Origin of the sequence: Mycobacterium sp. NAZ190054 (assembly GCF_001545925.1) — a bacterium.
In the GTDB taxonomy this organism is placed as follows: domain Bacteria; phylum Actinomycetota; class Actinomycetes; order Mycobacteriales; family Mycobacteriaceae; genus Mycobacterium.
In genome coordinates, this window is the sequence record NZ_LMVQ01000071.1 from 1 (window position 1) to 13,409 (window position 13,409).

General features: G+C 69.8%; 13 protein-coding genes and 1 pseudogene. 6 read left to right on the plus strand and 8 right to left on the minus strand.

The window, feature by feature from the left end; all coding sequences use genetic code 11:
- Positions 1 to 90: 90 nt before the first annotated feature.
- Together ASJ79_RS06835 and ASJ79_RS06840 are read right to left on the minus strand one after the other, a co-directional pair.
- A pseudogene (locus tag ASJ79_RS06835) lies at positions 91 to 480 on the minus strand (FAD-dependent oxidoreductase); the annotation flags it as partial.
- Positions 477 to 1,055 carry a TetR/AcrR family transcriptional regulator gene (locus ASJ79_RS06840; protein WP_067953976.1) on the minus strand — a complete coding sequence of 193 codons (579 nt, stop codon included), beginning with the start codon at positions 1,053 to 1,055 and terminating at the stop codon, positions 477 to 479. The pseudogene ASJ79_RS06835 and the gene ASJ79_RS06840, both read right to left, overlap by 4 nt.
- 20 nt (positions 1,056 to 1,075) lie before the next feature.
- Between ASJ79_RS06840 and ASJ79_RS06845 the strand changes: the two genes are divergently transcribed.
- On the plus strand, positions 1,076 to 2,656 hold the full coding sequence (locus ASJ79_RS06845) for an FAD-binding oxidoreductase (protein WP_067953987.1): 1,581 nt from the start codon (positions 1,076 to 1,078) through the stop codon (positions 2,654 to 2,656).
- Positions 2,653 to 3,576, plus strand: coding sequence for a diacylglycerol kinase (locus ASJ79_RS06850; RefSeq protein ID WP_067953977.1), 924 nt, complete (start codon positions 2,653 to 2,655; stop codon positions 3,574 to 3,576). Before ASJ79_RS06845 ends, ASJ79_RS06850 begins: the two co-directional genes overlap by 4 nt.
- On the opposite strand, the gene ASJ79_RS06855 is transcribed toward ASJ79_RS06850, so the two are convergent.
- The 4 genes from ASJ79_RS06855 to ASJ79_RS06870 all read right to left on the minus strand — a co-directional run bounded on the left by ASJ79_RS06855 (position 3,548) and on the right by ASJ79_RS06870 (position 7,848).
- On the minus strand, positions 3,548 to 4,060 hold the full coding sequence (locus tag ASJ79_RS06855) for a DUF3145 domain-containing protein (RefSeq protein ID WP_067953986.1): 513 nt from the start codon (positions 4,058 to 4,060) through the stop codon (positions 3,548 to 3,550). The genes ASJ79_RS06850 and ASJ79_RS06855 overlap by 29 nt on opposite strands.
- Positions 4,061 to 4,192: 132 nt before the next feature.
- Positions 4,193 to 5,017: a serine hydrolase gene (locus ASJ79_RS06860; protein ID WP_067953978.1), complete on the minus strand. Its 825-nt coding sequence runs from the start codon at positions 5,015 to 5,017 to the stop codon at positions 4,193 to 4,195.
- 32 nt (positions 5,018 to 5,049) lie between these two features.
- Entirely contained in the window at positions 5,050 to 6,132 is a 1,083-nt protein-coding gene (locus tag ASJ79_RS06865) for a class I SAM-dependent methyltransferase (RefSeq protein ID WP_067953979.1), read from the minus strand.
- 87 nt (positions 6,133 to 6,219) lie between these two features.
- Entirely contained in the window at positions 6,220 to 7,848 is a 1,629-nt protein-coding gene (locus ASJ79_RS06870) for a LuxR C-terminal-related transcriptional regulator (protein WP_067953980.1), read from the minus strand.
- Positions 7,849 to 7,932: 84 nt separating this feature from the next.
- On the opposite strand from ASJ79_RS06870, the gene ASJ79_RS06875 reads away from it, so the two are divergent.
- Genes ASJ79_RS06875 through ASJ79_RS06885 form a run of 3 tightly spaced genes read left to right on the plus strand, consistent with a single transcriptional unit; the run spans position 7,933 to position 10,762 of the window.
- Positions 7,933 to 9,018: an S-(hydroxymethyl)mycothiol dehydrogenase gene (locus tag ASJ79_RS06875; protein ID WP_067953981.1), complete on the plus strand. Its 1,086-nt coding sequence runs from the start codon at positions 7,933 to 7,935 to the stop codon at positions 9,016 to 9,018.
- Positions 9,015 to 9,635: an MBL fold metallo-hydrolase gene (locus ASJ79_RS06880; RefSeq protein ID WP_067953982.1), complete on the plus strand. Its 621-nt coding sequence runs from the start codon at positions 9,015 to 9,017 to the stop codon at positions 9,633 to 9,635. Before ASJ79_RS06875 ends, ASJ79_RS06880 begins: the two co-directional genes overlap by 4 nt.
- Before the next feature lie 41 nt (positions 9,636 to 9,676).
- Positions 9,677 to 10,762, plus strand: coding sequence for an SAM-dependent methyltransferase (locus ASJ79_RS06885; RefSeq protein ID WP_067953983.1), 1,086 nt, complete (start codon positions 9,677 to 9,679; stop codon positions 10,760 to 10,762).
- On the opposite strand, the gene ASJ79_RS06890 is transcribed toward ASJ79_RS06885, so the two are convergent.
- Together ASJ79_RS06890 and ASJ79_RS06895 are read right to left on the minus strand one after the other, a co-directional pair.
- Positions 10,759 to 11,787: a dihydrodipicolinate reductase gene (locus tag ASJ79_RS06890; protein ID WP_231750756.1), complete on the minus strand. Its 1,029-nt coding sequence runs from the start codon at positions 11,785 to 11,787 to the stop codon at positions 10,759 to 10,761. The two genes, ASJ79_RS06885 and ASJ79_RS06890, sit on opposite strands and share 4 nt — an antisense overlap.
- A 55-nt stretch (positions 11,788 to 11,842) precedes the next feature.
- Entirely contained in the window at positions 11,843 to 12,361 is a 519-nt protein-coding gene (locus ASJ79_RS06895; protein ID WP_067953985.1) for a hypothetical protein, read from the minus strand.
- A gap of 119 nt (positions 12,362 to 12,480) precedes the next feature.
- On the opposite strand from ASJ79_RS06895, the gene ASJ79_RS06900 reads away from it, so the two are divergent.
- On the plus strand, positions 12,481 to 13,409 hold a 929-nt coding region (locus ASJ79_RS06900; protein ID WP_231750755.1), incomplete at its 3' end, for an ABC transporter substrate-binding protein.

The window sequence follows — 13,409 nt, forward strand, 5'->3', positions numbered from 1 at the left end:
TCCCGGATTCGGCGGCGTTCAAGGCGTTCTACAGCCGGGTGATGTTCTGGACCTTCTCCCCCGGCCGGGTCGAGGACGGCTGGGGAATCGAAGGCGCCCATCCGATGTCAGGGCCCGCGACGCGGCGGTCATCTGCGGCAGCAACGGCACCAGCTGCGGCATCGCCCGGACCAGATGGGGGGCGTTGTGGGTCATCAGGATTCCGCGCTCGACGGCGCTGCGCCGGGCGATGCCGATGTTGCCGGTGGCCAGGTACCGCAACCCGCCGTGCACGAGCTTGGAGCTCCACCGGCTGGTGCCGAACGCCAGGTCGTGTTTCTCCACCAGGACCACCGACAGCCCACGCGCGGCAGCGTCGAGCGCGATGCCGGTGCCGGTGATGCCGCCCCCGATCACGATGAGGTCGACGGCGGCCCCGTCCCCCACCGCGGTGAGTTCGGCCGCGCGCCGTGCCGCGTGCAAAGCGGTTGAGCCACTCAAGGTTTCAGGTATCCGTTCAACGAGCGGGCCAGCTCCCGGTTGAGTGCGTCGTTGTCCAGCAGTTCGGCGACCATCTGGGCGGACTGGATGGTCGACTGGGCGATCAGCAGGCACATCGCGGCCATGCCCCGTGGGTCCCCCGCGCGGATGCTGCCCTCGCCCTGCCCCGCTTCGATCGCCTCGGCGAGCGCCTCGACGAGGATCTGCTGGCTGGTGCCCAGCCGATCGGTGATGTAGGTCATCGCCAGGCCCGGCGCGTTGCGGATCACCGACTGCACGATCTCGTCGGCACGCAGGTGGTCGGCGACGGCGACGACGCGTTCCACCATGGCCTCGCGCCCGGCGCCGCGATCCGGAACGGCCACCAGCACACCGGCGATGCGCACGGTGAGCAGTTCGGCGATGACCCACCGGATGTCGGGCCACCGCCGGTAGATCGTCGGCCGGCTCACCCGCGCCCGGCGGGCGATCTCGGTCATGGTCGTCCGCTCGACGCCGTAGGCGAGGATGCACTCCGCCGCGGCGTCGAGGATTCGCTGCTCGACGCTCACATCAGAGTTACGGATTGACATCATCTGTAATACTGTAACGCATGATGCAGTGGAATGCGTGGGGCGATCCCGCGGCGGCCAAACCCTTGTCCCCCGGCGTCAGGTCACTGCTCCGCCAGGCGCTCGGCATCGACGGCGGTCCGGTCGACGAACCCACCCTCGAACAGGTGCGGCTGCGTCCGTCGGCGCTGTCCGCCGCCGACCGGGACGGCTTCGCCGCGATCGTCGGCGCCGGGCACGTGCTCACCGGCGACCGCGACCGGCTCTATCGCGCGGGCGGCAAATCGACCCTGGATCTGTTGCGGCGCAGAGACTTCGGCGTACAAGATGCCCCGGACGCGGTGCTGCTGCCCCGCGGTGAGGACGAGATCGCCGGGCTGCTGCGGTTCTGCGCGGACCGCAGTATCGCGGTGGTACCGTTCGGCGGCGGCACCAGCGTCGTCGGCGGGCTCGACCCCGTGCGGGGTGATTTCAAGGCCGTGGTGTCGCTGGATCTGCGCCGGCTCGATGAACTGCACTCGCTGGACGAGGTGTCCTGGGAAGCCGAACTGGGTGCCGGCCTGACCGGGCCCGCGGCCGAGCGGCTGCTGGGTGAACGCGGCTTCTCGCTGGGCCACTTCCCGCAGAGCTTCTGCTTCGCGACCGTCGGCGGGTTCGCCGCGACCCGCTCGTCGGGTCAGGACTCCGCCGGTTACGGACGCTTCGACGACATGGTGCGGGGTCTGCGCGCCGTCACCCCCGCCGGCGTCCTCGAGCTGGGCCGGGCACCGGCGTCGGCGGCCGGCCCCGACCTGCGTCAGCTGCTGCTCGGCTCCGAGGGCACCTTCGGGATCATCACCCGCGTGCGGGTGCGCGTGCATCCCGTACCGGAGGCCACCCGGTTCGAGGCCTGGTCGTTCCCCGACTTCGCGACCGGTGCGGACGCGCTGCGGGCCGTCGTCCAGACCGGTACCGGGCCGACGGTGATCCGGCTGTCCGACGAGGCCGAGACCGGGGTCAACCTCGCCACCACCGAGAACATCGGCGAGCAGACAAGCCCCGGCGGCTGCCTGGCGATCACGGTGTTCGAGGGCACCGAGGCCCACGTCGCGAGCCGGCACGCCGAGACCCGAGAGCTGTTGGCCGCCATGGGCGGTACGTCGCTGGGCGAAGACCCCGCGCGCGCCTGGGAGCACGGCCGGTTCAATGCGCCCTATCTGCGTGACGCGTTGCTGTCGGCCGGCGCGCTGTGCGAGACGCTGGAGACCGCGACCAACTGGTCCAATGTGCCGGCCCTCAAGGCCGCCGTCACCGAGGCGTTGACGACGGCACTGACCGAATCCGGCACGCCCGCGCTGGTGCTGTGCCACATTTCGCATGTGTATCCGACCGGTGCATCGCTGTACTTCACCGTGGTGGCCGCCCAGCGCGGGAACCCGATCGAGCAGTGGCGCAAGGCCAAGACCGCGGCGTCGGACGCGATGGTGCGCGCGGGTGCGACCATCACCCATCACCACGCCGTCGGCGCCGATCACCGGCCGTGGATGCACGACGAGGTCGGCGACCTCGGCCTCACGGTGTTGCGCGCGGTGAAGGCCGCGCTCGACCCGGCCGGAATCCTCAACCCGGGCAAGCTGATTCCGTGACCCACCCGTCGCGCGTCACGGTGCTGACCAACCCGGCATCGGGACACGGCAGCGCTCCGCACGCCGCCGAGCGCGCGATCACACGACTGCACCAGCGCGGCGTCGACGTCGTCGCGATCGTCGGCCGGGACGCCGCGCACGCGCGCGGGCTCGTCGAGGGCGCCCTCGAGCGCGGGATGGACGCGCTGGTGGTCGTCGGTGGGGACGGCATCATCTCGCTGGCCCTGCAGGTGCTCGCACAGACCGACATCCCGCTGGGCATCGTGCCGGCCGGCACCGGAAACGACCATGCCCGCGAATTCGGGATTCCGGCCCGCGACCCCGAGGCCGCGGCGGACGTGATCGTCGACGGCGTCACCGACACCGTGGACCTGGGCCGCATCCGCGGCGCCGACGGCACGGACCGCTGGTTCGGCACCGTGATGGCGGCCGGCTTCGACTCGCTGGTCACCGACCGCACCAACCGGATGCGCTGGCCGCACGGCCGGATGCGCTACAACCTCGCGATGGTGGCCGAGATCTCCCAGCTGCGCCTGCTGCCGTTCCGGCTGACGTTCGACGGGCGCGCCGAGGACACCGAATTGACGCTCGCCGCGTTCGGTAACACCCGCAGTTACGGCGGCGGGATGCGGATCTGCCCGGGCGCCGACCCGCGCGACGGCCTCCTCGACGTCACCATGGTGGCTTCGGCGTCGCGCACCCGGCTGATCCGGCTGTTCCCCACCGTGTTCAAGGGCACGCACGTGAATCTCGACGAGGTGAGCACCGCACGGGCGCGCACCGTCACGGTCGACTGCCCGGGTATCAACGCCTACGCCGACGGCGAGTACGTCTGCCCGTTGCCGGTCGAGGTGTCGGCCGTCGCCGGGGCGCTGACGATCCTGCGCCCGGCTACCCCACGCCCCGGCTCAGCCAGCTGACCTCCGCGCCCTCGCCGCCGTCCCGGTAGGCCTCCAGCGCGTCGTCCCACGCGGTGCCCAGCACCGAGTCCAATTCGGCGGCCAGCACGTCGGCTCCGGACGCCATCAGCGCGCGCAACCTCATCTCGCCGACCATCACGTCGCCATTGGCGCTCATCGCGCCGCTCCACAGACCGAGCTGCGGGGTGTGGCACCAGCGGTGGCCGTCCACGCCGTGGCTGGGGTCCTCGGTCACCTCGAAGCGCAGCACCGACCACGACCGCAGCGCGTTCGCCAGCGCGGCGCCGGTGCCGACCGGGCCGACCCAGTTGGTGACGGCGCGCAGCTGCCCGGGCATGGCCGGTTGCGGGGTCCACTTCAGATTCGCCCTCGAATTGAGGGTCGACGACAACGCCCACTCGACATGCGGGCACACCGCCGCGGGCGACGCGTGGATGTACACCACGCCCGTCGTCGCGTCGGCGAATTGGTTCGCTGCACGCATCTGTTGCTCCTTCGGTTCCACGAGGGACGTCTTCCCCAACGACCTGGTGGTTTCCGAACAGCACAGATGATGCGATGAACTGATCCAATTGTGGCTTGCGGGTCTATTGTGCCTTGTGAGACGGCTGTTGCGCTAGTCCGCCCCGAACTCTCTTAGGACTTCATCAGACAGGGCGGGCATCACCGAGTGCGCCCACTCCCCGAACCTGCGGTCGGTGAGCACGACCAGCGCCAACGCGGCATCCGGGTCGACCCACAGAAAGGTCCCCGACTGGCCGAAATGACCGAACGTGCGGGCCGAGTTACCGGCTCCGGTCCAGTGCGGTGATTTGCCGCCCCGGATCTCGAAACCCAGTCCCCAGTCGTTGGGACGCTGCACACCGAACCCGGGCAGCACCCCGTCGAGGCCGGGGAACTGCACGCTGGCCGCCTCGTCGTGCATCTGCCCGGACACCAGCGCCGGCGTCAGCAGGTCACCGGCGAAGGACACCAGGTCGTCGACCGTGGACGTCGCGCCGTAGCCGGCCGCCTCGGCCCCGCCGTCGAGTCCGGTGTCGTCCATCCGCAGCGGCGCGAACACCGACTCGGCCAGGTAGGTGGCGAACGGGATCGACGACTGCGCCTCGATCGTCTCGGCCAGCGCGGTGAACCCGTAGTTGGAGTAGACCCGCCGGGTGCCCGGCCGCGCGATCACCTTCGCCGAGGTCATCTCGTAGCCGGCGGCGTGGGCCAGCAGATGGCGCACCGTCGCGCCCGGCGGCCCGGCTGCGGCGTCCAGTTCGACGGCGCCCTCCTCCACCGCCACCTGCGCGGCGCGGGCCACCAGCAGCTTGGTCACCGAGGCCAACGGGAAGCGGTGCCCGGTGTCGCCGTGACGGGCCAACACAGCGGTCGGCCCCACCACCGCGGCCGCGGCAGTGGGGACCGGCCAGTTATTCAGGACGTCGAGTGCGGTCATCGTGCCCGAGCGTAGCGAGCGCCGCACCCTGGCTACTTCCTGGCGATGTAGTAGAAGTTGATCGGGTCGGAGTCGATCTCACCGACCTGCACCTCACCGAACCCGGCCTCGGTGAGCATCGAGGTCGCGAGTTCGCGGCCCCAGCACGTGCCCAGCCCGTCGCCGCCGAGTCCCAGCGACACGCTCATGCAATGCATCGTCGACACGGTGTACAGATACGGCGCGAACGGCACCCCGACGTTGTCCTCGACCCGGCTGGACGACTTGATGTCGACCATCAGGAACGTCCCGCCCGGGCGCAGCGCCCGGTGGATGTTGGCCAGCACCCGCGCCGGATGGGCCTGGTCGTGGATCGCGTCGAACGCGGTGACGACGTCGAAGGCGTCGGTGGCGTCGTATTCGGCGACATCGGCGGCGACGAACGTCGCGTTGGTCAGCCCGAGCCTGCGCGCCTCGGCGGCGCCGACCGCCAACCCCTCATCGGAGAAGTCGATGCCGACGAACCGGCTGGCCGGGAATGCACTCGCCATGACGTTGACGGCATGGCCGCTGCCGCAACCGAAATCGGCCACGTCGACACCGGTGTGCAGACGCTGCGGAAGTCCCTCGGCCATCGGCAGGATCACGTCGACCAGGGCGGCGTCGAAAACCTCCCCGCTCTGCTCGGCCATCAGCGTGTGGAACCGCGGATACTCGGCGTAGGACAGCCCGCCCCCATGGTGGAAGCAGTCGATCACCTGCTGCTCGACCTCGGCGAGCAGCGGGATGAACTGCGCCACGCGGGCGAGGTTGTCCGGGCCCGCGGTGCGGGTGAGCACGGCCGCGCGGTGCGGCGGCAGCGAATACGTCTGCGCAGCCGCGTCATAGCCGACGATCCGGCCGGCCACCGCGCCGCCGAGCCATTCCCGGACGTAGCGTTCATCGAGGCCGGCCGCGTCGGCGATCTGCGTGCTGGTGGCCGGCGGCAATTGGGACATCGTGTCGAACAGCCTGGTCTGGTGGCCGATCGACAACAGGAGCGCGATGCTGGCGGCGTCGATGGCGCCGACGATGCGTCCGGCGAATTCCTCGGTGGTCTCGGAGGTGTTCGCCGGGTTCTCATTCAGTACGGTCATGCCCGAAACGCTAGGCCGACAGGGCCGCTGCCACCATCGGTCGATCGATGCGTATTTCCGGCCCGGCGATGGTGCAGATGATGTAGATCAGCGGTCGTCGGCCGACACGCCGTGCTGGAACGCCCACCCGGCCGCCGCGGTGCGGGTGGACACCCCGAGCTTGGCGTAGATGTTGGCCAGGTGCCGGCCTACCGTCTTGTCGGACACGTGCAGTTGCTCGGCCACCTGCCGGTTCGTGGCGCCACGCGCGATACGGCTCAGCACGTCGAGCTCACGGCGGGTCAGGCCGCCCGGTGTCGGCGCCCCGCAGACCCCGGCGGGCTCGGCACCCAACTGGGTGTAGATGGCGTCGGCGGTGGCCGCGTCGGCGGCGGCACCGTCCCGCTCGCCGAGACCCCGCCGCGCCAACGCCATCCACTCGTAGACTTCGGCAGTCTCGTACCGGGACTGCTGAATCCGGTACTCGCGCAGCGCGATCTGCAAGGACTCGAGCGCGGACCCGTACGCGCCGCGGCGGACCGCCACCGCACCGCGGGCGTGTGCGGCCCATGCCAGAAAGCCGGGGGTGCCGAACGCGCGGGCGTCGGCTTCCAGTTCCCGGCAGTAGTTCTCCGCCTCGTCCAGCGCGTCCCGGCTCAGCGCGATCTCGACCGCCGCACGCAGCAACCGCACCCGCGTCAGCCGGTCGGCGCCTGCGAGCGCGATCCGGATGGACGTCCATGCCGCGGCGGCTTCGCCGCGGCGGCAGGCCAGCAGCGCCGCCCCGGGTTGCGGATCGAGGCCGAGGGCCCGGGCCTGGTTGAAAGCCGTTGCCGCGCCGTCGAAGTCACCCATCATCCGGCACACCTCGCCGAGCTCGTAGTAGCCCTCGGCCGCAGCCCAGGCGTTGACCTCCGCAAGCCTGCGGCTGGCCAGCCCCAGCCGGTCCGCCAGGTGCCGGTAGTCGCCGTGATCGTTCGAGGCCACCTGCACCTGCAGGCGGTGCACGTCGCACACCCCGCCGTAGGGCGCCGACGCGGACAGTCCGCACCACTGTTCCATCGACTGCGTCCACGACCTCATCCGTGGCAGGTCGGCGAGTTTGTGGCAGTGGTGCAGCACGATGCAGTAGATGTCGCCGGCCCACTCGATCGGAACCTGATCGGCCACCAGCGGCAGCATCGCCTCGTCGATCAGCGCGTACCCCTCGGCCGTGCGGGCGTGCAGGATCGCCTCGACGCCCGCCGCGATCAGCCCCAGGGCGGTCACCGCGGGCACGTCGAGGCGCGCGCTCATCGCGCGCAGCGACCGCACGTGTGCGGCCAGTGCGTCCAGATCCTGCGTCATCGCCGCCACCACAGCGTCGAGGTAGGCCAGGTAGCCGTGGGCCGGGCTCTCGTCGGCGGCGGCGAGCAGCCTGCGGGCCCGGTTCATCCAGCCCTGGCCGATGTTGACGTCGCCGCGCACCAGCCAGGCCAGCGCCAGTTCGTTGGCCTTCATCGCTGCGGCGCCCGGGTCGGTGCGGGCCAGCTCGGTGAACACCCGCTCCGCGGCCCGGCTGGACTCCTTGATGTGACCCAGCCGCCAGGCCGCGAACGCGAACGCGTCGAGGTCGTCGGTGGGCAGCGGCGCACACCGGCTCGCCCGTTCGAACGCCTGGTAGCTCACCGCCCAGTCCCGCCGCCGGTGTGCTGCGCGCGCGGCGGACAGAAGATCGAGCTGGCTGTCGGTGAGCATCGCGCTCTCACCGTAGCGCCGATCAGCGCAGTTCGACGGTGACCGGACAGATCTCTGCCTGTGCCGAACTATTAGGGTTTAGGCATGACTCAGACTGTGCGCGGCGTGATCTCTCGGGCGAAGGCTCAACCCGTCGAGGTGGTGGACATCGTCATCCCCGATCCCGGGCCGGGTGAGGTGGTCGTCGACATCCAGGCCTGCGGGGTCTGCCACACGGACCTGACCTACCGCGAGGGCGGCATCAACGACGAGTTCCCGTTCCTGCTCGGCCACGAGGCCGCCGGTCTGGTCGAGTCCGTCGGCCCCGGCGTCACCAATGTCGAGCCCGGCGACTTCGTGATCCTGAACTGGCGCGCGGTGTGCGGTCAGTGCCGTGCCTGTAAGCGCGGTCGCCCCCATCTGTGTTTCGACACCCACAACGCCGCGCAGAAGATGACGCTGACCGACGGCACGGAGTTGACCCCGGCGCTGGGTATCGGCGCGTTCGCCGACAAGACGCTGGTGCACGAAGGCCAGTGCACCAAGGTCGATCCCGCCGCCGACCCGGCCGCGGCCGGTCTGCTGGGCTGCGGTGTGATGGCCGGCCTGGGTGCGGCGATCAACACCGGTGCGGTGAACCGGGACGACACCGTCGCGGTGATCGGTTGCGGCGGCGTGGGTGACGCGGCGATCGCCGGTGCCCGTCTGGTCGGCGCGAAGCGGATCATCGCCGTCGACATGGACAACCGGAAACTGGAGTGGGCGCGCGAGTTCGGCGCGACGCACACCGTCAACGCCCGCGAACTGGACGCCGTCGAGACGATCCAGGACCTGACCGACGGCTTCGGCGCCGACGTCGTGATCGACGCGGTGGGCCGGCCCGAGACGTGGAAGCAGGCGTTCTACGCGCGTGACCTGGCGGGCACCGTGGTCCTGGTCGGGGTGCCGACGCCGGACATGAAGCTGGACATGCCGCTGATCGACTTCTTCTCCCGCGGCGGCTCGTTGAAGTCGTCCTGGTACGGCGACTGCCTGCCCGAGCGGGACTTCCCGACTCTGATCTCGCTGTACCTGCAGGGCCGCTTCCCGCTGGACAAGTTCGTCTCCGAACGCATCGGCCTCGACCAGATCGAGGACGCCTTCCACAAGATGCACGCCGGAGAGGTACTCCGATCGGTGGTCGTGCTGTGAGCATCCAGCGACTGGTCACCAGCGGCACGTTCGAACTCGACGGCGGCAGCTGGGACGTCGACAACAACATCTGGCTCGTCGGCGACGACAAGGAAGTGGTGGTGTTCGACGCCGCCCACACCGCCGACCCGATCATCGAGGCGGTCGGCGGCAGGCACGTCGTCGCGGTGGTGTGCACGCACGGCCACAACGACCACGTGACCGTCGCCCCGCAGCTCGGGCAGGCGCTCGACGCGCCGGTGCTGCTGCACCCCGCCGACGAGGTGCTGTGGCGAATGACCCACCCGGACAGCGACTTCCGCTCGGTCTCCGACGGAGAAACCCTGACGGTCGCGGGCACCGAACTGCGGGCGCTGCACACGCCCGGGCACTCCCCCGGCTCGGTGTGCTGGCACGCACCCGAGCTGAACGCGGTGTTCAGCGGCGACACCCTGTTCCAGGGCGGTCCCGGCGCGACGGGCCGCTCGTTCTCGGATTTCCCGACGATCCTGGAGTCCATCTCGGGCCGGCTCGGCAAGCTTCCCGGCGGCACGGTGGTCTACACCGGTCACGGTGACTCGACGACCGTCGGTGACGAGATCGTGCACTACGACGAATGGGTGGCCCGAGGGCACTGAGTCCGCGGCGCGGTCGCGGCGCGAGGACTACCGTTCGGGGCATGGCGGAATCCAGCTTCGTGGTGCGCCCTGAGCCGAAGGACAGCAGTTTCTACAGCGCCGCCTCGCGACTGCAGGCCGCCGGCCTGCAACCGGCGATGGCGGTCTTCGAGCGTGCGGCCGACGCGGTGCCGTTGCCCGACCCACCGCAGCCGATCGTGGTCGCCGACTACGGCGCGGCCAACGGGCTGAACTCGCTGCTGCCGATCGGCGCGGCGATCACCGTGCTGCGCAAGCGAACCCGTCCCGAGCATTCGGTGATGGTGGTGCACACCGACCGCCCCGACAACGACTTCTCCGAACTGTTCCACGTCCTCGAGAACGACCCGGACTCGTACCTGCGCAAGGACAGGGCCGTCTTCGCCTCGGCGATCGGCCGGTCGTTCTACTCCCAGATCCTGCCGTCGAACAGCGTGCACCTCGGTTGGAGTTCGTGGGCGGTCCACTGGCTGACGCGGGTGCCGTGCGACATCGAGGGCCACATCCAGGTGAACTTCTGCTCGGATGAGAGGGTGCGCGCCGCGTTCGCCAGGCAGGCCGCGCACGATTGGCACGAGTTCGTCGCGTTCCGCGGCCGCGAGTTGAGTCCCGGAGGACGGCTCGTGGTGATGACGATGGCCGTCGGCGACGACGACGATTCGGGTTTCGGACCGCTGATGTCGGCGCTGCTGGACGCCCTCGACGAACTGACCGGCGACGGCCTGCTGACCGCCGGCGAGATGGGGCAGATGTGCATCCCCACCGTCGGCCGCCGCGCGGTGGACTTCGTCGCGCCGTTCGCGCCGTCGGGCCGCTTCGAACAGCTGGAGATCGAGCATCTCGAGATCTTCGACGCCGCCGACCGGTTCTGGGACCGGTACCGCAACGACGGCGACGCAAGGACGTTCGGCGCCAGGTGGGCCGGGTTCGCCCGCGCTTCGGTGTTCCCCGCACTGACCCCGGCTCTGCGCGGCGGCGCCTCCGACCCCCGCATCACCGAGTTCTTCGAGCGGCTGGAGACCGGCGTCGCCGAGCGGATGAGCGCATCCCCCGAGCCGACCCGGATCCCGCTCGCCCATGTGGTTCTGATCAAGCGGCGCAGGAACTAACGGATGGTGCCGAGTCCCGGGATCAGCGGCAGGTCCAGCGCGGTGACCCAGCCGGGCGACAGATCGTTGACGGCCGGCACCGCGTTCAGCGCGCGCAGCCCGGTCGCCAGGCAACCGGCGGCCGCGGCGTCACGCCCCGAGCCGTCGGTGAACCGGAACGCGGTCTCCTGGAAGATGCTCGGTGTGCCTTCGATGTCGACGCGGTAGACATCGTTGTCGTTGCCCGACGGCCAGTCCGGTGCGGCGTCGTTGCCGATCCGGTTGACGTGCTCGAGCTGAATGCGGGTCTCGCCCCGGTACACCCCGTTGACGGTGAACCGGACCGCGGCGACGTTCCCCGGGGCGATGACGCCCTTGGCGGTCTTGCGTTCGTCGGGCGTCACCCACTTCTCCCATGTCGTGGTGATCTCGTCGAGCATGATCCCCGCGGCGTGAGCGATCATCGGAACAGTTGCGCCCCAGGCGAACACCAGGATGTCGGGGTTCTCCAGCATCGCCCGGTACTCGGGCGGCCTGCCGATGCCCATCTCGCGGTCGTAGTCGCCTTCGTAGTTGGTGTAGTCCAGCAGCTCGGAGGCGCGCACCCGGCGGACCTCCGAGCACAGACCCATCAACGTCATCGGGAACAGGTCGTTGGCGAACCCGGGGTCGATGCCGGTGGTGAAACACGACGACTCACCGAGCTCGCACGCCACCGTGATCGGCTCGATCCAGTCCGGTGGGTTCAGGTGCATCGTCGGCCAGATCCACGGCGTCATCGCGGTCGAGCACACGTCGATGCCGGCCCGCAGGAAGCGGGTGATCAGCGCGATGTTGGCCTCGGCGTGCGCGGCGGTCGGGCCGTAGTGGACCAGCGCGTCGGGCTTCAGGTCGATCAGCGCGTCGACGTCGTCGGTGGCGATCAGGCCGATGTCGCGGCCGAGCCCGCAGATGTCGCCGACGTCGCGGCCCGCCTTGTCGGGATTACTCACCCCGACGCCGACGAGTTCGAACTGTGGATGCCTGACCACCTCGGCGATCACCATCCGGCCGACGAATCCGGTTCCCCAGATCACCACTCGTTTCACGTCGGTCCCGCCTCTAGAAGCAGCGTCGCAGGCCGCCGGGCTCGCAGATCAACGGGTACCGGTCGACGGGGATGGGCAACGGCTCCTTGAACGACAGCGTGAACGGGACCTCGATGATGCCCGGCGGCAGACCGCAGTTGCCGGTGTGGGTGATCTTGCGCGTGCCCGACATTGTGACGTCGTCGAACCTGACGACCTCCACGGTCGGCTCCCACGTGCCGTCGGGGCACTGCATGCCCTCCTTCTTGGGTGTGGTGAAGCCCCACACGCCTTCGACCAGCGCCGCGTCGCCACCGGTCAGCCCGGTCGACGGGCCCACGTGAAGCCGGCAACCCACGGGCAGGTACAGGGGTTCGCGCAGATCACCGACGACCGGCACGCAGATCGGATAGATGGTCCAGGTGCCGGACTGCCCCTCCGAGGTGTAGTTGTAGACGCCCTCCATGAGGCCGGCCGCCTGTGCCGGAGCGGAGAACCCCACAGCGGAACCGGCCAGGACGACGACCGCGGCCAGGCCGCGCAGCAACTTCATGTCCCGCAGTATTTCAGCCACGGGCGGACAAAGTCACGAGTTTGTCGCGTGCCGGGTTTTGCCCACCGGGTGTCCGGGTAGAAGACCCACTGCAGACTCGAGTTCCGGGGTGGTTGCATATGGCGAGGACGGCGGTGCGGACCGCTGTCCTCGCCATATGTGTGGTTCTGGCCGGCCTGACCGGGTGCTCGACCGGTGAACGCGTCGATCTGGGTCAGGGCACCGCAGACGCCCTGGTGGCGGCGATCGCCGGCGAACCCGACCAGCTCGACCCGCACAAGACCACGGCGTATTTCTCGTTCGAGGTGCTGGAGAACGTGTTCGACACGCTCGTCGAGCCCGACGAGAACCTGCAGATGCAGCCGGCGCTGGCCGAATCGTGGGAGGTCAGCCCGGACCAGCTGACGTGGACGTTCCGGTTGCGACCCGGCGTGACGTTCCATGACGGCACCCCGCTGACCGCCGGGGACGTCGTGTTCTCTTACCGGCGCATCATCGACGAGCAGCTGGCCAACTCCGACAAGTTCAGCTCGGTGCGCGCCGTCGAGGCCCCGGACCCGGCCACCGTGGTCATCCGGGTGGAGCGCCCGACCCCCAACATGCTGACCAACCTCGGCGGGTTCAAGGGCATGGCGATCGTGTCGCGCGCCAATGTCGAGAGCGGCCGGATCGCCACGCACCCGGTCGGGACCGGTCCGTTCCGCTTCCTCGGACAGAAGAGCGGTGACTCGATCTCGTTGGGCGCCAACCCGGAGTACTGGGGCGGGGTGCCCGGCGTCTCGGGCGTCACGTTCCGGTTCATCTCCGAACCGTCGACGGCGTTGTCGGCGCTGCAGGCCGGCGAGATCGACTGGACCGACTCGGTGCCGCCGCAGCGGGTGGCGCAACTGCGTGACGACGAGTCCGTCGAGCTCGCGGTCACACCCAGCAACGATTACTGGTATCTGGCGCTCAACGAGGCGCGCGAGCCGTGGAACGACGTGCGGGTACGCCAGGCGATCGCGTACGCGATCGACCGCGACGCGATCGTGCAGGCGACCAGTTACGG